The following is a 21,874-nucleotide window of genomic DNA, read 5'->3' as shown; positions in this document are numbered from 1 at the left end:
GGATCCGACTCACAGGAAGGGTGTGTGTTGTCCCTCGACAAATCACTGCGCATCGCGCTGGTGTGCATGCACACTTCACCGGGTGCTGATCCCGGTGCCGGTGACGCTGGCGGTATGAACGTCGTCGTACGACATCAAGCCGAAGCTCTTGCAGGCCTCGGTCACTCCGTGACCATTCTGACCCGCCGATCAGCGGCCGATCAGCCAACCGCCAGGCAGCTCGCACCCGGTGTGACCCTGGAGTTTCTCGACGCCGGTCCGGCAACTGCACTGCACAAGGGCGACCACGAACATTGGATCGAGGAGTTTTCGACCCAACTGGCGGCGCGACCGCCCTGGGACATCGTCCACTCGCACCACTGGTTTTCCGGAATGGCCGCTCTGCCGGTAGCCAGGAAGTGGGGCGTACCGCACGTACAAAGCTTCCACAGCATCGCTGCCAACGATTTAACGCCGCTCTCAGCGGGGGAACGTGCCGAATCGCCAGGACGGATGCTCGGCGAGGCGTGGCTGGCCCGTGAATCGGATTCACTCGTCGCGATCAGTGCGTCCGAGGCGGCGACGATCACTGGTCGGCTGGGCGCCGCCGTGCAACGCACGGTCGTTGTTTCGCCCGGTGTCGACAGCAGCATGTTCTCACCGGGCGTGCCGCTGGATCTCGCGGCACCAGTCGATGACCGTGGTTACGTTCTCGTCGCAGCGCGTCTGCAACCACTCAAAGGTATCGACCTGGCCATTGCCGCCGTCGCGGCCGTGCCAGCGGCCATTCGTCCGACTCTCTTGGTCGCAGGCGCGGCTTCGGCCGACTACGACGGCTACGTTAACGAATTGCGGGCGATCGCCGAGCAGGTCGGGTTCGCTGATCAGCTGGGGCTGATCGGTCCACAGTCCCGGGTCGATATGACTGCCCTGTTTCGGGGCGCCCGGCTCGTGCTCGTGCCGTCTCACTCGGAAACCTACGGGCTCGTTGCTCTTGAAGCTGCCGCGAGCGGCGTGCCCGTCATCGCTGCAGCATCCGGCGGCCTTCGTGAAGCCGTTGCTGACGGGGTGACCGGCCTGGTCCTGGAGTCGCGTGAACCACTGGTGTGGGCCGAGGCGATCGCTCATCTACTGACCGATCCGCAGCGGGCGCGGCAGCTTTCGGTGGCGGCGCGGGAACACGCGCTCGGCCTGAAGTGGACCCGGTCAGCGGCGTCGCTGCTCGCGGTTTACCGTGGACTTCTTGCGCTTGGCGCCCACGGGGGAAAACTACGTCAGGGTTCGACCGAAAGTCCGCAGCACCGCCGCGACGTCGCCTGACGATTCTTTTGACCTAGGTCAGTTGGCGGTCGAGCAGCGCATCTTCAATTTCCGCGTCGTCGCGCGGTTTTGCCGCCCGCTTGCGGGCACGCTCATCGGCGCGTGCGCGTTCTTCTGGATCTTCGGCATTCACGCTGCGGTATTCCTCGCGCAGTGCCCAGCCGAGGCCGATGAAGGCGAGCAGACCGAACACAAACCACTGGAAGGCGTACGACAGGTGGGGGCCCTCGTCGCGGATCGGTTTGACCACAGCGATCGGGCGTTTCTCGTTCGACGCGGGACTTTCCGAGTCCATGAGGCCGTATGCACCGGTGTAGGTCGGCGCGTTGAGCCGCTCGGCAATAGACGTGAGGTTGATCGTTGCCACTTGGTTACCGCTCGCCGTGCGACCGGGCAGGTCGGGTTCGGCGGCTTTGAGCCGGGCTACGACGGTGACGGGTCCGCTCGGCGGTGCCGGGACGGTGTCGGGAGCATCCTGCTCCTGGCCGGTCGGCAGCCAACCGCGGTTGACGATGAAAATCGTGCCATCGGAAAGCAGTAGCGGCGTCAGCACCTCAAAGCCCGGATTGACGTTGAGGGGGCGGTTGCGCGCGAGCAGTTCCTCGTCGATGAGGTAGGTGCCGGTAAGCTTCACCGGCATCCACTTCTGGGAGTCGTCGAAGGCCGTCAGGTCGGGGAGCGCTTCGACGACGGGAACGGGGTCCGAGTCAAAATTGGATTCAATCTTGAATAACTCGGTGAGGGCTTCATCACGCCGGGCGAGTTGCCAGACGCCGAGCCCGGAACACACTGCGGCGAAGAGAATGGCGAGTGCCAGGTACCCCGCCCAGCGTCGGCTGAAGGCGAACTGCCAGCCCGTCATTGCGCATCTCCAGCGCGATCTGGTTCGACGAGCGCCAGCGGGCTGACGGTGAGAGGAAAATCACGGGCGCTGAGAAATTCACGCAGGTAGTCGACATGCTCGTCGCAGGCTAACCAGGTTTTGACGCGGTCGGTCGAGTGGATGCGCGGGTTGCGCCAATCCAGACGCCAATGGCCTATATTTCGACAGTCTGCGCGCGAGCAGGTTGACGTGTGCATGGGCGCGCCCAGTCCGATCATCGGACCACCCCGAGCGGCGGCGAGAGCAATTACCGAGCCTCGTCGTCGGTGTTGCGGTACGTTGCGACGGTGCCGGGCCGTAATACTTCGGCTCCGCGCGGCGCGACCTGCACGTTCGCGACCACGACCGCAAAGTAGGGAAGCACGATCGCACCGATGGCGCAGAGCAGCAGCCACCAACCCTGCACGAACAGCATCAGCACAATGCACACGATACGGATACCCATCGCAATGGAGTACTTGATCATCCGGTTGCGTCGTTCAACCTCCGGGGAGGGGGGGAGCGAAGTGATCGACTGCTGCTTCATGGGTCCGTCGGGTTCGTGATCGGGTTAGTCAGCGGGGAATAGTCCGCTCCGACCAGCCTACGTCTGTGTGGCGTGATTCTTGCACGCCTTAAACTTGAATCTGCCGGGTATTTTGTAAAACTCTCCACCGGCAGCCCACAGCTGAGTGAACAACAGAAGAGGAACTTTATGACAACGGCTCGAACAGTGCTCGTCACCGGCGGTAACCGCGGCATCGGTTTTGCCATCGCGGAGGAATTTCTCGCCCAGGGCCATCGCGTCGCTGTGACTTCGCGGTCTGGACACGGACCGGCCGGCAGTCTCACGGTGCGCGCCGACGTGACCGATGCCGCGTCGATTGATGCCGCGTATACCGAGATCGAGGCGACATACGGTCCGGTTGAGGTCGTCGTTGCGAACGCCGGAATCACCCGTGACACCCTGCTTATGCGCATGTCCGATGATGATTTCACGTCGGTGATCGACACGAACCTCAGCGGGGCGTTCCGCGTGGTCAAAAGGGCGAGCAAGAGCATGCTCAAGGCTCGTTTCGGTCGCATCGTGTTGATTTCCAGTGTGGTCGGACTCTATGGGTCACCGGGACAGGTGAATTATTCCGCGTCGAAGAGTGGGCTGATCGGCCTGGCCCGCTCGATCACACGCGAGCTCGGTGCTCGCGGCATTACTGCAAACGTCATCGCTCCAGGTTTTATCGAAACCGACATGACCGCTGCTCTTCCCGAAGCGCAGCAGACGGACTACAGGCGCAACATTCCGGCTGGCCGTTTTGCCACTCCATTAGAAGTTGCTCGTGTCGTCACTTGGCTGGCCAGCGATGACGCCGGGTACATTTCTGGTGCCGTTATTCCCGTCGATGGCGGCCTGGGAATGGGCCACTGAGCAAACAGTCGAGCGGCACGGACCTCGTCAGCCGCGCAGGCCGAGCAACGGCAGCACCTGACTGAGGTCGCAGCGGTCGATCACGAGGTCAGCCTCACGCTTGACCTGTGGCTTGGCGTTGAACGCGACGGCGAGGCCGGCGGCATCCATCATGTGCAGGTCGTTGGCGCCGTCCCCGACTGCGACCGTCTGCGACAGGGCGATGCGTTCCTGTGCCGCCCATTCGCGCAGGGCGACCGCTTTGGCCTCGGCGTCGATGATCGGTCCGAGGACCCGCCCGGTCAGGCGGCCGGCTTCGACTTCAAGTCGGTTGGCCCGCCAATGGTCGACTTTGAGGTCGGCTGCGAGGGGGTCGAGCAACTCGTGAAAGCCGCCGGACACGACGCCGACGAGGCCCCCGGCGGCATGAATGCCGGCGATCAGCTCCTGCACCCCCTCGGTCGGGCGGATGCGCTGTCCCACCTCGGTGAAAACGGTGTCGGGCAGTCCCGCCAGGGTCAAAACTCGCTCGCGCAGGCTGTCGGCGAAATCAAGTTCGCCGCGCATGGCGCGCTCGGTCACGTTGGCGACGAGATTGCGCGAGCCGGCGGCGTCCGCCAGCAGCTCGATCACTTCATCCTGTATCAGGGTCGAGTCTGCATCGAGCACGACTAGGAAGCGTGGTGCAGTAGCGCGGATCACGGAGTAACGAACACTCCCTTACCGACGACGGTGATACCGGATTCGGTCACACTGAAACCGCGTGCGAGGTCGCGATCACGATCGACACCGACCGTGGCGCCAGCCTCGACGATGACTTCCTTGTCGAGAATGGCACGACGCACGATCGCATCGGGTCGAATCTGCACCCGGTCGAACACAATCGAGTCGATGACTTCGCAGGCCGACCCGATCGAGGTCCAAGGCCCCAGAACGCTGCGCTCGATGTGTGCGCCGGAAATGACGCAACCCAGCGACACAATCGAGTCGATCATGGTGCCGAGAGCGCCCTTGCCGTCGCGCACGAATTTAGCCGGTGGCGAGTTCAGCTGCATGCTGAATATGGGCCATTCGTGGTTGTACAGGTTGAACACGGGCAGCGCCGAAATAAGATCCTGGTGGGCCTCGAAGAACGAGTCGATCGTTCCCACATCGCGCCAGTAGTACCGATCGCGATCGGTTGACCCCGGCACCACATTGCGCTGTAGATCGTATACACCGGCTTCGCCGCGGGAGACAAAATCGGGAATGATGTCACCGCCCATGTCGTGGCTCGAATCGGTACGCTCACCGTCGCGCAGCACCGCCTCGATCAGGGCGTCGGTGTTGAAGACGTAGTTACCCATCGATGCGAACACCTCGTGGGGGGCGTCGGCAAGCCCGACGGCATCCTTGGGCTTCTCACGAAAATCGGAGATCCGATCAGGGGTGGCGGCATCCACTTCAATGACGCCGAACTGATCGGCCAAGCCGATAGGCTGGCGAATCGCGGCGACCGTGGCCGACAGGCCAGAGGCGATGTGTGCGTCGATCATCTGGCTGAAATCCATGCGATAGACGTGGTCGGCACCCACGACGACAACGATGTCGGGTTTCTCGTCGTGAATGAGATTCAGGCTCTGCAAAATCGCATCGGCCGAGCCGCTGAACCAACGCTTGCCGAGACGCTGCTGAGCGGGCACGGAGGCGATGTAGGAGTTAGACAATCCACCGGACATATGCCAGGTCTGGGAGACGTGGCGGTCGAGACTGTGTGATTTGTATTGGGTCAAAACAACGACCTGGGTGAGGCCCGAATTGATCAGGTTGGACAGGGCGAAATCCACCAAGCGGTAATGCCCCCCAAAGGGGACCGCTGGCTTGGCCCGGTCCTCGGTTAGCGGCATCAGCCGTTTTCCCTCACCACCGGCGAGCACGATTCCAAAGATTTTCGTGGCTTTCATGTGTACAGAGTAGGGCCAACCGTGGGGCTCGAGTTGCACGGCGGGATGTGGGTCGGGTTCAGCTGCGCTACCTTTGCTCCATGCGAGTGGATCTGATGACCAAGGAATACCCTCCAGAGATCTATGGGGGAGCGGGCGTTCACGTGATGGAGCTCGTGCGAGCACTTCGCGAAGATATTGACGTGTCGGTGCGGTGCTTCGGCGCACCCCGCACGGACGCCGAGACCTTTGCCTATGACGTTCCGGCACAGCTGGCCAATGCCAACGCTTCCTTGAGTACCCTCGGCGTTGACCTGCAGATGGCTCAAGACGCCGCTGATGCTGATCTGGTGCACTCGCACACCTGGTATGCCAATGCGGCCGGCCACCTCGCGAAGATGCTGCACGGAATTCCGCACGTCGTCACGGCCCATAGCCTCGAACCCCTGCGACCGTGGAAGGCCGAGCAGCTCGGTGGCGGCTACCGCGTCTCCAGCTGGATCGAGAAAACGGCCTTTGAGGCAGCAGATGCCGTGATCGCCGTCAGCGACGGCATGCGGCGCGACATTCTGCGCAGCTACCCGGCGCTCGATGAGAGCCGGGTTCACACCGTGTACAACGGTATTGACCTTGACCGCTGGAAGCCCAGACTCGACGCCGACGTCGTACGGGAGCTGGGAATCGACCCTGAGCGGCCGTCTGTCGTCTTTGTCGGTCGCATCACCCGGCAAAAAGGCCTGCCCTACCTGTTACGCGCCGCCGCGTTGCTGCCGTCTGAGGTGCAGCTCGTACTGTGTGCCGGTGCGCCGGACACTCCAAAAATCCTGGCGGAAGTGACCGCTGGCGTCGAGGCGTTGCAGCGCGAACGGTCGGGGGTCGTCTGGATCAACCGACTTCTCGCCCAACCTGAGCTCGCTGCGGTTCTCACGCACGGCACCGTCTTTGTGTGCCCGTCCATTTACGAACCACTGGGAATCGTCAACCTCGAGGCAATGGCCTGTGGGTTGGCAGTTGTCGGTACCGCTACCGGTGGTATCCCCGAAGTCGTCGCCGACGGTCAAACCGGACGTCTGGTGCCGATTGAGCAGCTCACCGACGGCACGGGAACCCCATTGAATCCCGATCAATTCGTCGCTGACCTCGCCCGCATCGTGACCGAGGTGGTGAGCGATCCGACTCGAGCGGCTGAAATGGGACGCGCTGGTCGTCTGCGCGCCGAGCACGAGTTCGGCTGGAGCCAAATCGCCACCCGTACCCGGGAGATCTACGCGTCTCTGCTGTGACCCACCCCGTCGGTGGTGCCGGTCTCAGTCCGAGGGCGAGCCCAGCGTATTTGCGCGTCGGCGCCGCCCGATAACATGGCTATATGGTCAACGTTCTGCATTTCACCGACGTCTCGGTCGTCCGGGGTGGCACTACCATCCTCGACTCAGTGAATTGGAGCGTCGATGACGACCAGCGGTGGGTCATCCTTGGCCCGAACGGGGCTGGCAAGACCACGCTGTTACAGATTGCCGCAGCTTTCATGCATCCGTCGGCCGGTCAGGCCGAGGTGCTCGACGAGACGCTGGGCGGAACGGATGTCTTTGAGCTGCGGCCCCGAATCGGGTTTGCCTCGACTGCCATGGCACGGAAGGTTCCCGCCAAAGAGAAGGTCCTCGACGTCGTCATGACGGCGGCCTACTCGGTAACCGGCCGGTGGAATGAAGAATACGAGACCATCGATGAACGACGCGCCCAGCGCGTCTTGCAGGAATGGAATCTCGATCACCTAGCCGAGCGCGAATTTGGCACCCTGAGCGATGGAGAACAGAAGCGGGTTCAGATCGCCCGCTCAGTCATGACCGACCCGGAAATTCTCTTACTCGACGAGCCTGCTGCGAGCCTCGACCTCGGCGCCCGGGAAGCGCTTTTGCAGCTTCTGAGCGGCTTCGCTCAGGAACCCAACTCGCCGGCCATCATCATGGTCACCCACCACGTTGAAGAAATTCCGCTCGGATTCACCCACGTGCTCCTACTGTCCGGCGGCAAGGTCGTCTCGGCCGGGCCGATCGGTACGGCACTCACCGGGACGGCTCTGAGCGACACGTTCGGCCTGAATATCGAACTCATCGAGAACGACGGCCGCTTCGCGGCGCGCGCTGTCTAAACAAAACGCCGCGACACGACGACGTCAACTCCGAGGCTCTTTTACTGAAACTAAGGTCTGCTAGGGTAGAGGGCTGGCCATCAGGCCAACCAGCTCGTCGTCGTCTTTTGAGTATGCGGCGAGCGGTGCCCAACAATCGAACAGCACTGTGACCAGTTACAAGTCTGTTCACCAGAAGTGCAAAAGGAAATCTTCATGAAGTCTGACATTCATCCCGAGTACGCTGCCGTCGTGTTCCGCGACCTCGCCTCCGGAGCGACCTTTCTGACCCGGTCGACGGTCTCGAGCAAGAAGACCATCGAGTGGGAAGACGGAACCACGTACCCGGTCATTGACGTGGAAATCTCCTCCGAATCGCACCCGTTCTACACGGGCAAACAGCGCATCATGGACTCCGCCGGCCGCGTCGAGAAGTTCAACTCGCGCTACAAGGGCTTCGGCAAATAACACCAGTTTTTTTGCTCATTCTCAAGCTCGAAACAAAAAAGCGACCAGCTTCGGCTGGTCGCTTTTTTTGTTTGGCATCCGAAGTGAATATTGGGGCCTGTTCAGCGATTTGGGCACGAGCAATTTTTCTGTTCAGCAACTGCCCAGCCAGCAACTGCCCAGTCAGCAACTACCCGAGCAACACTGACCGAATCAACGTTGGGGCCAGGCGGTGTCGGCCAGAAACTCGGGATCGCGGCCGCGCCGCATGTACTCCTGAAAGCTTTCGGCCTGTTGGCGATACCAGGTGACCTGCAGCGCGTGCATCTCGTCGAGAGTGGTTGGTAGAGCACCTTTGTGCGCCCGGTGGATCGCCTGAGCGACACGACCGGCGGCGATCGCATCGGCTCCGGCATCGTGCGCATCTTCCAGGCTGACTCCGTAGAACGCGCTCGTGACCTCGAGGGTGCGCTTGCCCTTTCGATACTTGTCGACGGCTTTGTCGATGACGAGAGGATCGACGACGGGGCTGGGGGAGGTCAGGGGAGCGATGCCATAGCGCAGGGCTTCGCGGTCGAGCAGGGTGAGGTCGTAGGGGGCGTTGTAGGCCACGATCGGCAGGCCGTCGTTCAGGTGGCCTCGGAGCGCACCAACGATCTCGGCGACAGCCTCGGCTGCCATGCGGCCGTGTTCCACGGCATGCTCTGTTGTGATTCCGTGCACGTAGGTGGCGCCGGCCGGAATGTCGATGCCTGGATCGACTAGCCAATCGATGCGCTCCACGGCCGTACCGCTGGCGTCGATAACGGCGACAGTGGCCGACACGATGCGACACGTTTCTACATCGATGCCGGTAGTTTCAAGGTCGAATACGGCGAGGTGATCGCTCCAAGTGCTCATGCTTCCACCCTAGGGGCGACCGCCGACACGTTCCGCTGCACCCGCTGGTGCTCTGCTTTGGCGTGCCGGGGAACGTGGCTCCCAGAGTGAAATTAGAGGTGCACACTTCGGTTGATGACGTTTTCAGCACTTTCGCGCATGGTGTGATTGTTTGCCCGAGCATCCGCTCGCAGTCGTTTGAAGGCTTCGTCCATGTTGACCATGCTGACCTGGGCGATGACTCCCTTGGCCTGTTCGATCAGAATGCGACTGTTCAGTGCGCGCTGCAACTGTTCATTGACGACGGCGTCTTCATGCACGGTGCGTTCCTGCAAAATGCTGATAGTCGCGACATCGGCCAGGGCCTGACCGATCGCGGCGTCTTCGGGGGTGACGTCGCCGGTGTCAGAGCGAAACAGGTTGAGCGCACCGATTGCCCGATCGCGCACCCGCATGGGAATGGCGTGCACTGAGTGAAATCCCTGAGACAACGCGGCGGCCGCAAAATCTGGGTAGGTGTCTTGACATGCTGCGATGTCGCCGAGAGTGACGACTGTGCCGGTGAGATAGCAGTCCACACACGGACCCGCGCCAGCCTGCTGTTGCAGAACCTCCACGAGGTAGCTCTCTTCGCTCGTCGAAGCCACGACCTGTAATTCCCCGCTCGGGTCGGCCAGCAGCAGACCAGCCGCGGTGGCGTCGAGCACTTCGACGCACGACTCAACCAGAGTATGGAGTACGTCGAGGACGTCATATTCGCCCACGAGAGTGTCCGTCAACTTCATGAAGGCGGCGCTCACCAGTGAGGCGCGAGCCATGGTGATCATGGAAGGATTCTAGAACTTTTCCTGACAATATGTCAGCTCTACCGAGTGAATGTGTCCGAGTCGATTGACGTCGAATCAATTTGCAGCGATGTATTTCACAGGCCTTCGGTTTCCGGGCTGAATTGTAGGCGCCGTGCAACGACGTCGCCTGCGATGGCGCGCACGGTTGTGCCGTGGGAGAAGGCGTGCGCGCGCAGCAGCAACAGGGCATCCGTCGGGGTGACGTTCATCTGCACCAACACCATCCCGGTGGCCTGATGGATTTCCCGGCGTGACAGTGGGGACTCCGCGGAGGCTTCAGACGTCAACGACGTTTCGCCGGTAACGGCCTCCTGCACTCGAAGCAGATGGTCGAGCAGGTTCCAGGCGGTCTCGTTGGCCAGTACCAACGCTTTTGCGCGGTCCGTGCGATCAAGTGCGCCCGTGGTTGTGCTGTACAGCTCGACGATACCGACATTGAGCGCGCCGAGAGTAAGCGGGAAGACGTAGAGCGCTTTGACCGTGGTGTCCATCAGAGCCATGTGGAAGACCGGCCACAACGGATGCTCCACCTCTTGTACCCGAGGTTCCAAAACGGGAAGTCGCGTACGGGCCGCTTCCCAACGCGGTCCCTCGCCGAGATCGAACTGCAGTTCGTCGAGCCGAGCGGCGAGGCTATCGGTGGCACAGACGACCGCCTCGGGTACCGCACCGACGAAAACCGAAACGGCGGCGCCGTTCACGGGTAAGACATCAAGAAAATGGGCGCATAGAACAGCGTCCTCGATGCCGTCTTCGGTATTAGTCCATTTAGCCACGACCGGGCCTCCAGGCTTTGGATGGCTTGCTTATGCCAAGGATACGTCGTGCGCACGACCGCGACAATGAACGTTCACGCGGAATTCGTCAGGATCGGGCCAGCGAACGGCCGACGTGGTCAGCCGCAGTGTAGCCAGTAAAAACTCTGCGCCCCGAGCGTGAGGGTGAGTGAGCCTTCGTCATTGAAACTGGGAAAGACCGCGCCGCCGAATAGGTCGTACAGCCGCGTCCCGGCCATGTCGACGTCATCGATCGTGAACGCGATCGGGTTGTGCGAGAAACTGAACACGCACATCACGGTTTCTGGCTGGTCGCCGAACATCGAACCGGAGCCCGCATAGTCACGGATGAATACGAGTACGGATTCGTGGTTGGTCTTGAGCACGCGGAGCGCGCCCAGCCCGAAGGTTGGATGCGCCTTGCGTACGTGGATCACATTGCGAATCCAGTGCAAAAGCGAACCGGATTGGGCGAGTTGTGACTCCACGTTGGTCTGCGTGAAATTGTAGACGAGGGACTGCACGACTGGCAGGAACAGCTTGCCGGGGTCAGCATCGGAAAAGCCGGCATTGCGATCAGGGGTCCATTGCATCGGGGTACGGGAACTATCCCGGTCGGGCAACCAGATATTGTCGCCCATGCCGATCTCGTCGCCGTAGTAGAGAAACGGGCTACCCGGGAGGGCAAAGAGCAGGGCATGGGCCAACTCGAGTTCCGCTCGGGAGTTATCGAGTAGGGGTGCCAGTCGTCTGCGAATGCCGATGTTGGCGCGCATTCGGGGGTCGTAGGCATACCAGCCGTACATGGCCTGGCGGTATTCCTCGCTGACCATTTCGAGAGTGAGTTCGTCGTGGTTACGCAGAAACACGCCCCAGCCGGCACCATGAGGAATGTCGGTCGTTTCAGAGAGTACGCGCACCAGTTCGTTGGCCTGCTGGGAGCGTAGGGAGTAAAAGATTCGCGGCATCACCGGAAAATCGAAGGCCATGTGGCATTCCGGTTCATCGTCGGTGCCAAAGAAGGCGGCAACCTCGCGCGGCCATTGGTTGGCTTCGGCGATCATGACGCGGCCGGGATATTCTCGATCGACCAGGGCACGCAGCCGCTTGACGAACTCATGGGTGGGCGGCTCGCCCTCACCATTGCCCTCTTCGGACTCGAACAGGTATGGAATCGCATCCAGGCGAAAGCCATCGACACCAAGATCGAGCCAGAACCGTATGACATCAAAAATGGCTTCCTGTACGGCCGGGTTCTCAAAATTGAGGTCGGGCTGGTGCGAGAAGAACCGGTGGAAGAAGAACTGCCGACGAACTGGGTCGAAGGCCCAGTTCGATTCCTCGGTGTCAGTGAAGATGATGCGAATGTTGGGGTACCGCTCGTCAGTGTCGCTCCAGACGTAGAAATCTCCGTAGGGCCCTTCAGGGTCCTCACGGGATTGCTGGAACCATTCGTGCTGGTCGGACGTGTGGTTCAGTGGGAAATCGATCACGATGCGCATATTGCGTTCGTGCGCTTTGGTCACAAGGTCTTTGAATTCCTCGAGGGTACCGAATTCCGGCAAAATCGTGCGGTAGTCGGCCACGTCGTACCCACCGTCTTTCAACGGTGAGTTAAAGAATGGTGGAATCCACAGTGCGTCGATGCCGAGCCACTGCAGGTAATCGAGCTTCGACACGAGGCCGGCCAGGTCTCCGGAGCCGTCGGCATTACTGTCGACGAACGACCGAACCATCACCTCATAGAACACGGCGCGGCGATACCACCGCGGATCGAGGGCCAAACCGGGCAGCTGAATGGGTGCGGTAAAGCTCACGGCTTTCCTTCCTTCCCCGCAAAAGGGCTCTCTCGGTGCGTTTGATGGCTTGAGTCTAGATCGGCCACCCCGGTGCACGTCCAGCCTTGAATAAGTGTCGCGTCTAAACTAGGTCCGGTGATCGTTTCTTCTCCCTACGACAGGCTTTTACGGCGCCTCCCAGTGCGTGAGGTCACCGCATCCGTGTCCGGCACGGGCCGCCAGCGCACAGACACGCGGTACTGGGATTACGGTAACCCCAACGCAACGACAACCCTTGTACTCGTGCACGGGTTTCGGGGTGATCACCACGGTCTGCAACTGGTCGTGGCCGAACTGCTGGGCGACGACGCAAACCCGGCTGACCTGCGTATCGTGGCACCCGACCTGCCCGGTTTCGGTGGGTCAGCGCCGCTGCCCGGAGGCGTGCACTCGTTGGCGGCATACGTCGACTGGCTTCAGGAATTTGTCCACGTGTTGGCCCCGGCGGGGCGGTTGGTCGTGCTGGGTCATTCTTTCGGCTCGATCGTGGTCGCTGCGGCCGTGGCCGACGGACTGGTGACGCACGACGTCATCCTGGTCAATCCGATCGCCGCGCCGGCACTGTCCGGGCCGCGCGGTGTGCTGACCCGACTGGCCGTGTTCTACTACTGGACTGCTGCGAGCCTGCCGGATCGCTGGGGCTATGCGTTGCTGCAGAACCGAGCCATCGTGCGCATCATGAGCGTGAGCATGGCCAAGACGCGTGACGCGGGCCTGCGGCGCTGGATTCACAACCAGCACGACCGTTACTTCAGTGTCTTCGCCAACCGTCGAGTCGTGATGGAGGCGTTCGCCGCTTCGATCAGTCATGACGTGAGCGAGTTCGCTGCGCACATCCGGCAGCCCACGTTATTGATCGCGGCCGACAAAGATGACATCACGCCGCTCGCCGCGCAGCACCGACTGCAGTCGCTGTTTCCGAACGCCACGCTGCGGGTCATCAACGGGGTCGGCCACCTCATCCACTACGAGAAGCCGAAACCGGCCGCCGCGTTCATCCGTGAATTTCTCGCGGAGGACCGACCAGCATGAGAATTGTTGTCGACTGCCGCTACGTGCGTCTGGATCACCACGACGGCATCAGCCGATACACCGCTGGCCTGGTCACCGAACTGGGCCGATTGCATCCGCTCACCATGCTGATCAGTGACCACCGTCAACTGAAGATGCTACCCGCCCTGCCGTGGCAGCTCGTGCGTGCCCCGACCAGTCTGCTCGAACCACTCATCGCCCTCACGGTCAACCGGCTGCAGCCCGACGTCGTCTTCAGCCCCATGCAGACCATGGGCTCCTGGGGCCGCAAATACCGGTTATTTCTGACCGTGCACGACCTCATCTATTACCGCAATCGCACACCCCCGCACGACCTGCCACCGTTGATCCGGCTGCTCTGGCGCGCCTACCACCTCTCCTGGTGGCCACAACGGATGCTGCTGAACGGCGCCGACGGCATTGTGACCGTTTCCGAAACCACCCGTTCACTGATCAACGAGCATCACCTCACCCGGCGGCCGGTCACCGTGGTGCCGAACGCCGCCGACCCCGTTCCCGGCGCCCCTATTCACCGGAGTATCCCGGAAACGTCTCGCCTGATTTACATGGGGTCGTTCATGCCGTACAAAAACCTCGACACGCTGGTCATGGCTCTGGCTGACCTGCCAGACCACGAACTGCACCTGCTCAGCCGGGTTTCGGCGACGGAACGGGCACGGCTGACCCGTTTGGCAACGCAAGCCCGGCTGGTCTTTCACAATGGGGTCACCGATGAGGAGTATCACCGCCTGGTGCGCTCGGCGACGGCGCTCGTGACCGCCTCACTCGATGAGGGCTTTGGAATTCCCCTGGTTGAGGCGATGAGCCTCGGCATTCCCGTCGTGGTCAGTGACATTGCGATCTTTCGTGAGATCGGCGGAGCTGCCGCGCTGTACTTCGATCCATGCAGTGCTGACGCAATCGCGGCAGCCGTGCGTCGCCTGGCGCTCCCGGGGGAGTGGGAGACGCGATCCGCTCTCTCGATCGAGCAGGCCGCTCGGTTCACTTGGGCGGCGTCGGCCCGTACGCTGCTCGGGGTGTTGGAGGGGACAAAACCCATCGCGTAGCGGGTATCGCAACTCGTCCTTTCACGTCCCGGAACGGGAGACTCTGCAATTGTCTCCGACAAGGCAACTCCGTACGGCCAGACGTCGCAGGGTCAGGGCAACGTCGGCGCGACAGCCTCGCCACGATCGCCGGGCGATCGGATCGTCGCATCGAAGTGGGTCAGTGACAGCTGATCGTGTTCCCACCGAAAATCGTGCACCGAGCCATTGGCAATGAACTCGCCGTGACGCGGGCGGTCGCCGTCAGTGAGGTGACGCAGCAACGTACCAATGATCCCGCCATGGCTCAATATCAGAACGGACTGCCCGGCGCGCCCGACGGCCAATCCCGCGAGCGCTGCGAGCACTCGGTCGACGACGTCGCGGCGGGTTTCGAGGCCAGGAACGGCCACACCGTCGGGAAACCGGTGCTGGCGTTCAGTGAAGGTGAGCCCCTCGATGGCGCCATGGTGGCGTTCGGTCAGGGAGGGAATCACCACGGGTTCGTCCAGTCCGAGTTCCGTGGCAATGATTGTGGCCGATTCAGCGGCGCGCAGCAGCGGGCTGGTCGCTATCGCATTCCAGTGTCGGTTCCGCAGGCCCGCCGCTGCTGCAACAGCCTCGGCCCGCCCAGCAGCGTTGAGCGGGATATCCGTGCGACCTTGAATACGGTGGTGCAGATTCCAATCGGTCTGGCCGTGGCGCACGATGGAGAAAACGGTCGTGCGTGATTCACCAGTCGGATCGGTGCTTCGCCGGGCGCACACGAACGGTCAGCCCAGCAGTCGTTCGGTCAAGGCGGCGAGCGTTTCGGAGGTACCGGCTTCGAGTTTGTGCAGCGCACGCCCATCACCCTTGGTGACGCCGCGGTTGATGACAACGATGGGCAGCCTGCGTCGGCGAGCCTGTTCCACCAAGCGGATGCCGGAATTCACGGCCAGCGAAGATCCTGCCACGACGAGCGCGTCGGCACCCTGGATCACAGCGGATGCCTCGAGAAATGTTTCCGTGGGAACGAGCTCACCGAAGAAAACGACGTTTGGCTTGAGCATGCCCCCGCAAACCGTGCAGTTCGGCACGACGAAGTCATCGATATTTCCCACGTCGGCATCGCCGTCGGGAGCTATGCGGATGCTTTCCGGGTGACGGAGCACGGGATTGTCGGTTTCGAGCCTGGCAGCGATGCTGTCCCGGCCGAACGCCTGGCCACAGGCCAGACAGATCACCCGGTCGAGGGAGCCGTGCAGTTCGACGACATGGCGTGAGCCGGCGCGGGTATGCAGGCCATCCACGTTCTGGGTGATGATGCCGGCGATGGCACCGGAATTTTCCAACTGCACCAGCGAGCGATGCCCGAGGTTGGGTTCAGCCTGGCGGAACACTCGCCAGCCCAAATGGCTGCCAGCCCAGTAGCGTTTGCGCGATCGTTCATCGGCGACGAAGGTCTGAAAGGTCATCGGAGTGCGGATTGGCGCCCCCGCGCCGCGATAGTCGGGAATGCCAGAATCGGTGCTGAGGCCAGCACCAGTGAGTACAGCGGCACGTTTGCCTCGCAGCAGGGTGGCTACAGCATCCACTGCCCGCTCGGAGTCGAGGGCGACCGCCGAGGCGAGCACAGCGGCGGCATCGGGAGCGCCGGTAGGCTCGAGCGCGTCGCCAGGCGCCGTTTCGGTGGGCCGGGCCGAGTCGGCTGTCATCGGTGCTCCTTTCAAGCTGCGCTGGGCGGACGAGCTGATCAAGATACCCGTCGTTTGATTCTAAACTCGTCTGTTTTCCTGTTTGACTACCTACCTGTCAGGCTTGAGGTCAGTCACTCGTCTCGAAAGGCACATCTTCGTGCAGATCACCCGCATTACCGACCTGTCCAGTGCGGGTCTCGCCGACTATTCGCGGTTGACCGATGTCGCCCTCCGGCGGGTTCTCGAACCGGCCGGAGGGCTGTATATCGCTGAGTCACCCAAGGTGATCGCGCGGGCCCTGAACGCCGGGCATCGGCCCCGGTCCCTGCTTATTCAGGAACAGTGGATGCCTGACGCCGCGCGTTTGCTGGTCGACTGGCCCGACGTGCCGGTTTACGTGGGGGAGCCTGGCGTGCTGGAGCAGCTCACCGGCTACAACCTGCACCGCGGAGCACTCGCCGCCATGCACCGGCCGGCGCTGGAACCGGTCGAAGCGCTGCTGACGAATGCCCGCCGCATTGTGATCCTTGAAGACATCGTCGACCACACGAACGTCGGCGCCATTTTTCGTTCGGTTGCCGGGCTCGGTGCCGATGCCGTGCTGATCACCCCGCGCTGCGCGGACCCGCTCTACCGGCGAAGCGTGCGCGTGAGCATGGGCACGGTGCTGCAGGTACCGTGGACTCGCCTGCCGGAGTGGAGCGTGGCCACCCCGCTGTTGCACGCCGCGGGATTCCACCTGGCCGCCTTGGCGCTGGCCGACAACGCGGTCTCTCTCGACGTGTTCGCCGAGGCGGCGCCCGAACGGCTCGCCATCATCCTCGGCGCGGAAGGCGATGGGCTCAGTCAGCACGCTTTGGCTGCTGCTGACACGGTCGTGACGATTCCCATGTTGCACGGCGTCGACTCGCTCAATGTCGCCTCGGCGAGCGCGGTTGCGCTCTACGCCCTGCGAGTTCGCTCGTGAACTCAGCGGGCCGGCTGCGCGCCGTGAAGAAGTTAGGCTAAACGGATGTCTCCCTCCCGGCGTGTCCTCCTCCGGCGCCGAAGACTGGCCGTCTTCAGTGTTGTCCTCGTTGTACTGGGTGGAATCGGCTACGTTGGCGCCACCAACCTGGCTCCCGTACCGGGTAGCGCCGCGTCGATCGTGCAGCCGGACGCGAGCTCCCAACCGGCGGCTGCACCGGCTTGGCCGGCCTTCGGCGCGAGCGCTATCGGCGCGGTCGGTTTTCCCGGTGTTCTGGCCTCGACCGGCCAGCAGGACACGGTGCCGATCGCGAGCATCGCAAAAATGGTGACAGCCCTGGTCGTCCTCGATGCCAAGCCACTCGGTGCAGGCGAGGACGGACCCGACATCACGTTCACCGACGCCGACGTCGATAGGTACTACGCCGCGATCGCCGAGAATGGTTCGGTGGCACCCGTCGTCGCGGGAATGGTGCTCACGCAACGTGAGGCTTTTGAGGCAATGCTGCTGCCGTCGGCCAACAACTATGCGTCTTCCCTCGCGGTGTGGGCGTACGGATCCGTGGACAACTACCTGGCGGCTGCGAAAACCTGGCTGGCCGACAATACCCTGAACCAGACCAGTATCGCGGATACGAGCGGTCTCTCCGCGTCGAGCGTAAGCAGCCTGGCCGACCTGGTGGAGATCGGCAAGCTCGTCGTCGGCCACCCGGCCCTCGCCGAGATCGTCGCTCTCCCGTCGTCGGTCCTGCCGGTCATTGGAACCATTATCAACACGAACAAGCTGCTCGGCCGCAGTGGCGTCGACGGCATCAAGACGGGCACAACGGATGTTGCCGGTGCCTGCCTGTTGTTCTCGACCGATTTCACCATCGGTACCCACGCGGTCACCCTTGTCGGTGTCGTTCTCGGGGGGGACACGCACTCCGAGCTCAATTCTGCGATTGCCACGCTGATCGAGAGCGTCCAGCCGGGCTTTCACGAGGTCGTCCTGGCCGCAGAAGGCGCCGTGTTCGGCAGCTACACGACACCGTGGGGTGACGTGAGCGACATTGTCGCCGAGCGGGCGGCATCCGTTCTGGTCTGGTCGGACTCGCCGATCGCGGGCACCGCTACGGCCGAGGACGTGCAACTCGGCCGGGCCGGAGACGAGGTTGGCGAGGTGTCCTTCACGATCGGTGCAGCAACGCCGACTACGGTGACCGTGCCGCTCGAATTGCAGCACACCCTCACGGATCCCGGCCCGGCCTGGCGCATGGGACACCCCGGCGAGCTCGCCGCCGGCTGACCTCGCCGCGCCATCCCGACTCACCCCATCCGAACTCACCCCATCCCGACTCGCCTAATCCGGAACGTTCGGCGCAGGCACAAGCGGTCAAACCGGCGGCAGGGTGAAAGGGCCGGCGTCTGGTCGTTTGGGCAGCACGTGGTCGCCGGAGGATTGGTGGCGCACCCGGCGCAGGACCCAGGGCACAAGGTATTCCCGTGCCCAGACGAGGTCTTCCGTGCGGGCCTGACGCCACGTGGTGCCCGGCATGGGCTCCGGTTCGCTCGGTGCGAGGGAACTCGTCACATTGAGGGTCTGCAGCACCATGCGCGCGACTGTGTGATGTCCGAGCGCGTTGAGATGCAGCCGATCCGGAGCCCACATGCGAGGGTCCTGAATCTCGGTCAACTGCCACATGTCGGCCACGATGCAGTCGTACTTGGTGGCGATCGCCCGAATGTTTTCGTTATAGATGGCGACTTTACCGCGAATGCTGCGAAAAACAGGGGAGAAGCCCACATCCGCCCCGGTGAACAGCACGACCGTCGCGCCATAGTGCGTCAGCCGGGAAATTGCCGCGTCCAAGCGCGCTGCAATGGAATCAGGGTCGGTCCCTGGTCGAATCACGTCGTTACCGCCAGCCGAGATGGTGATCAGGTCGGGTCGGAGCGCGAGGGCAGGTTCGATCTGTTCATCGGCAATCTGACCGAGGAGTTTGCCACGGACCGCGAGGTTGGCATAGGCGAAATCGTCGGTGCCGTCACTGAGAATTTCGGCGACCCGATCTGCCCAGCCACGATGCCCGCCGGGGCTCTGCTGTTCGGGATCGCCAATGCCCTCGGTGAACGAATCGCCAAGAGCGACGTAGCGCGACCATGGATGCTGTTGCTTCGTCATCGATCCATTCTGTCGGAACTCCCAGTCTGGGGTCGAACCGACCGGTGCGAACGCGAACGTCGGTGGGCTTTGGTAGATTTGTAAGCAGTGAATACTCCATCGGTTTTCGGTCCCGCGCAGGGAACAAGTGCAGCCGAACACCTGTCGCCGTCATTCCCCGAACGCGCGGCCTGGGGTACAGCCGGCAAGCTGCGTGCGTGGCAGGCTGAAGCGCTGGAAGCCTATTTCGTGCACGAACCTCGGGACTTTCTGGCCGCGGCTACGCCGGGCGCCGGCAAGACCACCTTCGCCCTGCGACTGGCTGCGGAACTGCGCTCCCGACGCACGATTGATCGCATCACCGTAGTGGCGCCGACTGAGCATCTCAAGAATCAGTGGGCGGATGCCGCGGCGCGAGCAGGGATCCGTCTCGATCCAATGTTCAAGAACGCCGATCGCAGCTACGGCAGCCATTATCACGGGGTCGTCGTGACCTACGCGCAGGTAGCCGCTCGTGCCGCCTTGCACAAACAGCTCACCGAGTCGAGTCGCACCCTTGTCATTCTCGACGAGATTCACCACGGGGGAGATGCCCTGAGCTGGGGCGACGCGATTCGGGAGGCCTTCGGCCCGGCCACCAGGCGCCTCTCGCTGACCGGGACGCCGTTTCGCTCGGATACTTCTCCGATCCCCTTCGTCAGCTATCTGCCGGACAAGCACGGCATCCGCATGTCGCAGAGCGATTATGCCTACGGCTATGGGCGCGCCCTCGCCGATGGCGTGGTTCGCCCGGTGATGTTCATGGTTTACGCCGGGCACATGAAGTGGCGCACCAGGGCCGGTGATGAAATGGAAGCCAAGCTCGGCGAGGGTAATACCAAGGACATCACCAGCCAGGCCTGGCGCACCGCACTCGAGCCCACCGGGCAATGGATTCCGTCGGTATTGCGCGCCGCGAACTCTCGCCTGACCGAGGTGCGGCACGGCATTTCGGATGCCGGTGGTCTCGTCATTGCCACCGACCAGACCACCGCACGTGCCTACGCTGTCATTCTCGAGGACATCTGCGGCGAGCCGGTCACCATCGTGCTCTCCGACGAGAAAGAGGCGAGCGACCGCATCGACGAGTTCTCCAAGAACACCCGTCGATGGATGGTCGCCGTGCGCATGGTGTCGGAGGGCGTGGATGTACCACGCCTGGCCGTCGGCGTGTACGCAACCAGTGCGGCAACCCCGCTGTACTTTGCTCAGGCGATCGGCCGGTTCGTGCGAGCCCGCCGACGTGGTGAGACGGCATCTATTTTTCTTCCCAATGTTCCCGGGCTGCTCAGCCTCGCCAACGCGCTCGAATTGGAACGCGATCACGCCCTCGACCGCAGCAATCGTGAAGACGGCGATGACGGCATGTACAACCCCGAAGATGCCATGGTCGCAGCGGCGAACAAGGAGGATAAGGCCTCGGATGATCTTGGCCTGGACGACTTCACCTGGCAGGCATTGGACTCGCAGGCGACCTTCGACATGGTCATGTTCGACGGTGACGAGTTCGGAGAGCTCGCCGAACCCGGCACCGATGAAGAATTCGATTTCATCGGCATCCCTGGGCTGCTCGAACCGGAACAAGTGTCGGAGTTGCTGCGGCAACGCCAGTCACGCCAGTCCAAACGGTCATCGGACAAACGCAAGGATCCGGTGACGGGCGAGATCGCCCCGCTTGAACCGCCGCCCCTGTATCGCACGCTCAAAGAACAGCGCACACTGCTGTCGAGCCTGGTGGGCATGTGGTCCAAACTCGCCAATGAGCCCCACGGAATGATTCATGCCGAACTTCGCCGGTTATGCGGCGGCCCGGCCGTCGCCCAGGCCAGCGTCACCCAGCTGCAGATGCGCATCGACCTGCTGCGCCGTCGCCTCGGGCGCAGCTAGCGGCGGCCATTCCGGCAGGCACAGCATGAGTTTCACGATGTGACGCCGGAGACGACGGTGACGACACAGCCATGAAGGAGCAGATGCTGTGCTCTTCTGCCTGTGACGATGCAGACCCTTGCAATTCATTTGCTCCAATCGCATAAACTCCTTAGTAACAAGGGAGTCTGTTGATGGAATCGAAGAAGCCGGAACTCGACCGGGTTGACCGCGCACTGCTGCGAGCCCTATCGGTCAATGCGCGAGCTTCGGGAGCTGCTCTGGCAAGCGAAATCGGTGTCGCCGAGTCCACTGTGTCCCTGCGCCTGCGACGTTTACAGCAGCTCGGCCATATTCGTGGCTATCGGGCCAATATCGACCTGGCTGCGCTCGGTGCCAGCCTGCAGGCCCTTATCTCGGTGCGGTTGGCCAAACACGCCAGGGTGCAGATCGATGACTTTCGTAACGCGGCCCCGCACTGGCCGGGCGTGATCGGGCTGTTCCACACCGCAGGTGCCGATGACTATCTGCTGCACGTTGCCGCAGCGGATGCCTCTCACCTGCGTGACTTTGTGCTGGAACACCTTGCGGAGCATCCGGCCGTCGCTCACACCGAGACAAACCTGATCTTCGAGTATGTCGACGGCGACGGCTGGCAAGACCTGGTGAAGTAGGTCGACCGGGCCACAACGACAGCAC

At 62.5% G+C, this 21,874-nt stretch carries 23 protein-coding genes; 11 read left to right on the top strand and 12 right to left on the bottom strand.

Annotation, left to right across the window (positions count from 1 at the left end):
- Positions 1 to 24 precede the first annotated feature (24 nt).
- The gene (locus CXY74_RS12530; protein WP_104200728.1) at positions 25 to 1,299 is read left to right on the top strand and encodes a glycosyltransferase; all 1,275 of its coding nucleotides are present in this window, start codon (positions 25 to 27) and stop codon (positions 1,297 to 1,299) included.
- Positions 1,300 to 1,312: 13 nt separating this feature from the next.
- Here the strand turns inward: CXY74_RS12530 and CXY74_RS12525 are convergent, their stop codons facing one another.
- From CXY74_RS12525 to CXY74_RS12515, 3 genes are read right to left on the bottom strand one after another with little or no spacing between them, the layout of a single operon-like run.
- Entirely contained in the window at positions 1,313 to 2,161 is an 849-nt protein-coding gene (locus CXY74_RS12525) for an SURF1 family protein (protein ID WP_104200727.1), read from the bottom strand.
- Complete coding sequence (locus CXY74_RS12520) at positions 2,158 to 2,400, bottom strand: hypothetical protein (RefSeq protein WP_104200726.1); 243 nt, start codon at positions 2,398 to 2,400, stop codon at positions 2,158 to 2,160. The genes CXY74_RS12525 and CXY74_RS12520 overlap by 4 nt, the downstream gene beginning before the upstream one ends.
- A 29-nt stretch (positions 2,401 to 2,429) precedes the next feature.
- Positions 2,430 to 2,708, bottom strand: coding sequence for a DUF3099 domain-containing protein (locus CXY74_RS12515; protein ID WP_104200725.1), 279 nt, complete (start codon positions 2,706 to 2,708; stop codon positions 2,430 to 2,432).
- A 168-nt stretch (positions 2,709 to 2,876) separates the two neighbouring features.
- Here CXY74_RS12515 and CXY74_RS12510 point away from each other — a divergent pair, with 168 nt between their 5' ends.
- Positions 2,877 to 3,587: a beta-ketoacyl-ACP reductase gene (locus tag CXY74_RS12510; protein WP_104200724.1), complete on the top strand. Its 711-nt coding sequence runs from the start codon at positions 2,877 to 2,879 to the stop codon at positions 3,585 to 3,587.
- A gap of 27 nt (positions 3,588 to 3,614) precedes the next feature.
- Here CXY74_RS12510 and serB read toward each other — a convergent pair whose 3' ends face one another.
- Together serB and CXY74_RS12500 are read right to left on the bottom strand one after the other, a co-directional pair.
- Positions 3,615 to 4,268, bottom strand: a complete 654-nt coding sequence (serB, locus tag CXY74_RS12505) for a phosphoserine phosphatase SerB (protein ID WP_233193370.1) — start codon at positions 4,266 to 4,268, stop codon at positions 3,615 to 3,617.
- Complete coding sequence (locus tag CXY74_RS12500) at positions 4,265 to 5,509, bottom strand: glucose-1-phosphate adenylyltransferase (RefSeq protein ID WP_104200722.1); 1,245 nt, start codon at positions 5,507 to 5,509, stop codon at positions 4,265 to 4,267. Before CXY74_RS12500 ends, serB begins: the two co-directional genes overlap by 4 nt.
- Before the next feature lie 80 nt (positions 5,510 to 5,589).
- Between CXY74_RS12500 and glgA the strand changes: the two genes are divergently transcribed.
- The 3 genes from glgA (at position 5,590) to CXY74_RS12485 (ending at position 8,084) form a co-directional block, all read left to right on the top strand.
- On the top strand, positions 5,590 to 6,771 hold the full coding sequence (gene glgA / locus CXY74_RS12495; protein WP_104200839.1) for a glycogen synthase: 1,182 nt from the start codon (positions 5,590 to 5,592) through the stop codon (positions 6,769 to 6,771).
- 83 nt (positions 6,772 to 6,854) lie between these two features.
- Positions 6,855 to 7,637, top strand: coding sequence for an ABC transporter ATP-binding protein (locus CXY74_RS12490; protein ID WP_104200721.1), 783 nt, complete (start codon positions 6,855 to 6,857; stop codon positions 7,635 to 7,637).
- Between the two features lie 195 nt (positions 7,638 to 7,832).
- Entirely contained in the window at positions 7,833 to 8,084 is a 252-nt protein-coding gene (locus tag CXY74_RS12485) for a type B 50S ribosomal protein L31 (RefSeq protein WP_092107894.1), read from the top strand.
- A gap of 192 nt (positions 8,085 to 8,276) precedes the next feature.
- Here the strand turns inward: CXY74_RS12485 and CXY74_RS12480 are convergent, their stop codons facing one another.
- The 4 genes from CXY74_RS12480 to treS form a co-directional block, all read right to left on the bottom strand.
- Positions 8,277 to 8,963 carry an exonuclease domain-containing protein gene (locus tag CXY74_RS12480; RefSeq protein ID WP_104200720.1) on the bottom strand — a complete coding sequence of 229 codons (687 nt, stop codon included), beginning with the start codon at positions 8,961 to 8,963 and terminating at the stop codon, positions 8,277 to 8,279.
- Between the two features lie 92 nt (positions 8,964 to 9,055).
- Positions 9,056 to 9,769, bottom strand: a complete 714-nt coding sequence (locus CXY74_RS12475) for a GAF and ANTAR domain-containing protein (RefSeq protein ID WP_104200719.1) — start codon at positions 9,767 to 9,769, stop codon at positions 9,056 to 9,058.
- 95 nt (positions 9,770 to 9,864) lie between these two features.
- Entirely contained in the window at positions 9,865 to 10,566 is a 702-nt protein-coding gene (locus CXY74_RS12470) for a GAF and ANTAR domain-containing protein (RefSeq protein ID WP_199183222.1), read from the bottom strand.
- A gap of 119 nt (positions 10,567 to 10,685) precedes the next feature.
- A complete protein-coding gene (gene treS / locus CXY74_RS12465; protein WP_104200718.1) occupies positions 10,686 to 12,383 on the bottom strand; it encodes a maltose alpha-D-glucosyltransferase in 1,698 nt (565 codons plus the stop codon).
- A gap of 117 nt (positions 12,384 to 12,500) precedes the next feature.
- On the opposite strand from treS, the gene CXY74_RS12460 reads away from it, so the two are divergent.
- Both CXY74_RS12460 and CXY74_RS12455 read left to right on the top strand, forming a co-directional pair.
- A complete protein-coding gene (locus tag CXY74_RS12460; RefSeq protein WP_104200717.1) occupies positions 12,501 to 13,436 on the top strand; it encodes an alpha/beta fold hydrolase in 936 nt (311 codons plus the stop codon).
- Positions 13,433 to 14,503: a glycosyltransferase family 1 protein gene (locus CXY74_RS12455; protein ID WP_104200716.1), complete on the top strand. Its 1,071-nt coding sequence runs from the start codon at positions 13,433 to 13,435 to the stop codon at positions 14,501 to 14,503. The genes CXY74_RS12460 and CXY74_RS12455 overlap by 4 nt, the downstream gene beginning before the upstream one ends.
- 92 nt (positions 14,504 to 14,595) lie before the next feature.
- Here CXY74_RS12455 and CXY74_RS12450 read toward each other — a convergent pair whose 3' ends face one another.
- Positions 14,596 to 15,249, bottom strand: a complete 654-nt coding sequence (locus CXY74_RS12450; RefSeq protein ID WP_104200715.1) for a histidine phosphatase family protein — start codon at positions 15,247 to 15,249, stop codon at positions 14,596 to 14,598.
- 6 nt (positions 15,250 to 15,255) lie between these two features.
- The gene (locus CXY74_RS12445) at positions 15,256 to 16,179 is read right to left on the bottom strand and encodes a Sir2 family NAD-dependent protein deacetylase (RefSeq protein ID WP_104200714.1); all 924 of its coding nucleotides are present in this window, start codon (positions 16,177 to 16,179) and stop codon (positions 15,256 to 15,258) included.
- Between the two features lie 139 nt (positions 16,180 to 16,318).
- Between CXY74_RS12445 and CXY74_RS12440 the strand changes: the two genes are divergently transcribed.
- Positions 16,319 to 17,128, top strand: a complete 810-nt coding sequence (locus tag CXY74_RS12440; RefSeq protein ID WP_104200713.1) for an RNA methyltransferase — start codon at positions 16,319 to 16,321, stop codon at positions 17,126 to 17,128.
- Positions 17,129 to 17,173: 45 nt separating this feature from the next.
- Positions 17,174 to 18,415 carry a D-alanyl-D-alanine carboxypeptidase family protein gene (locus CXY74_RS12435; protein WP_104200712.1) on the top strand — a complete coding sequence of 414 codons (1,242 nt, stop codon included), beginning with the start codon at positions 17,174 to 17,176 and terminating at the stop codon, positions 18,413 to 18,415.
- Positions 18,416 to 18,502: 87 nt separating this feature from the next.
- Here the strand turns inward: CXY74_RS12435 and CXY74_RS12430 are convergent, their stop codons facing one another.
- Positions 18,503 to 19,291 (bottom strand): SGNH/GDSL hydrolase family protein, encoded by a 789-nt coding sequence (locus tag CXY74_RS12430; protein ID WP_104200711.1) that lies wholly within the window; start codon positions 19,289 to 19,291, stop codon positions 18,503 to 18,505.
- 87 nt (positions 19,292 to 19,378) lie between these two features.
- Here CXY74_RS12430 and CXY74_RS12425 point away from each other — a divergent pair, with 87 nt between their 5' ends.
- Together CXY74_RS12425 and CXY74_RS12420 are read left to right on the top strand one after the other, a co-directional pair.
- Positions 19,379 to 21,196 (top strand): DEAD/DEAH box helicase, encoded by a 1,818-nt coding sequence (locus CXY74_RS12425; protein ID WP_104200710.1) that lies wholly within the window; start codon positions 19,379 to 19,381, stop codon positions 21,194 to 21,196.
- Between the two features lie 173 nt (positions 21,197 to 21,369).
- Positions 21,370 to 21,849 (top strand): Lrp/AsnC family transcriptional regulator, encoded by a 480-nt coding sequence (locus CXY74_RS12420; protein ID WP_092107921.1) that lies wholly within the window; start codon positions 21,370 to 21,372, stop codon positions 21,847 to 21,849.
- Positions 21,850 to 21,874: the final 25 nt, after the last annotated feature.

The sequence above is a fragment of the Cryobacterium sp. Y29 genome (assembly GCF_002929825.1).
GTDB lineage: Bacteria > Actinomycetota > Actinomycetes > Actinomycetales > Microbacteriaceae > Cryobacterium.
This window is presented reverse-complemented; position numbering and strand designations above follow the sequence as displayed.

Coding starts and splice junctions, on each gene's coding strand:
- CXY74_RS12525 (WP_104200727.1), bottom strand. CDS start 2,161: ATGACGGGCTGGCAGTTCGCCTTCAGCCGACGCTGGGCGGGGTACCTG.
- CXY74_RS12520 (WP_104200726.1), bottom strand. CDS start 2,400: ATGATCGGACTGGGCGCGCCCATGCACACGTCAACCTGCTCGCGCGCA.
- CXY74_RS12515 (WP_104200725.1), bottom strand. CDS start 2,708: ATGAAGCAGCAGTCGATCACTTCGCTCCCCCCCTCCCCGGAGGTTGAA.
- CXY74_RS12510 (WP_104200724.1), top strand. CDS start 2,877: ATGACAACGGCTCGAACAGTGCTCGTCACCGGCGGTAACCGCGGCATC.
- CXY74_RS12500 (WP_104200722.1), bottom strand. CDS start 5,509: ATGAAAGCCACGAAAATCTTTGGAATCGTGCTCGCCGGTGGTGAGGGA.
- glgA (WP_104200839.1), top strand. CDS start 5,590: ATGCGAGTGGATCTGATGACCAAGGAATACCCTCCAGAGATCTATGGG.
- CXY74_RS12490 (WP_104200721.1), top strand. CDS start 6,855: ATGGTCAACGTTCTGCATTTCACCGACGTCTCGGTCGTCCGGGGTGGC.
- CXY74_RS12485 (WP_092107894.1), top strand. CDS start 7,833: ATGAAGTCTGACATTCATCCCGAGTACGCTGCCGTCGTGTTCCGCGAC.
- CXY74_RS12480 (WP_104200720.1), bottom strand. CDS start 8,963: ATGAGCACTTGGAGCGATCACCTCGCCGTATTCGACCTTGAAACTACC.
- CXY74_RS12475 (WP_104200719.1), bottom strand. CDS start 9,769: ATGATCACCATGGCTCGCGCCTCACTGGTGAGCGCCGCCTTCATGAAG.
- CXY74_RS12455 (WP_104200716.1), top strand. CDS start 13,433: ATGAGAATTGTTGTCGACTGCCGCTACGTGCGTCTGGATCACCACGAC.
- CXY74_RS12445 (WP_104200714.1), bottom strand. CDS start 16,179: ATGACAGCCGACTCGGCCCGGCCCACCGAAACGGCGCCTGGCGACGCG.
- CXY74_RS12435 (WP_104200712.1), top strand. CDS start 17,174: ATGTCTCCCTCCCGGCGTGTCCTCCTCCGGCGCCGAAGACTGGCCGTC.
- CXY74_RS12430 (WP_104200711.1), bottom strand. CDS start 19,291: ATGACGAAGCAACAGCATCCATGGTCGCGCTACGTCGCTCTTGGCGAT.
- CXY74_RS12420 (WP_092107921.1), top strand. CDS start 21,370: ATGGAATCGAAGAAGCCGGAACTCGACCGGGTTGACCGCGCACTGCTG.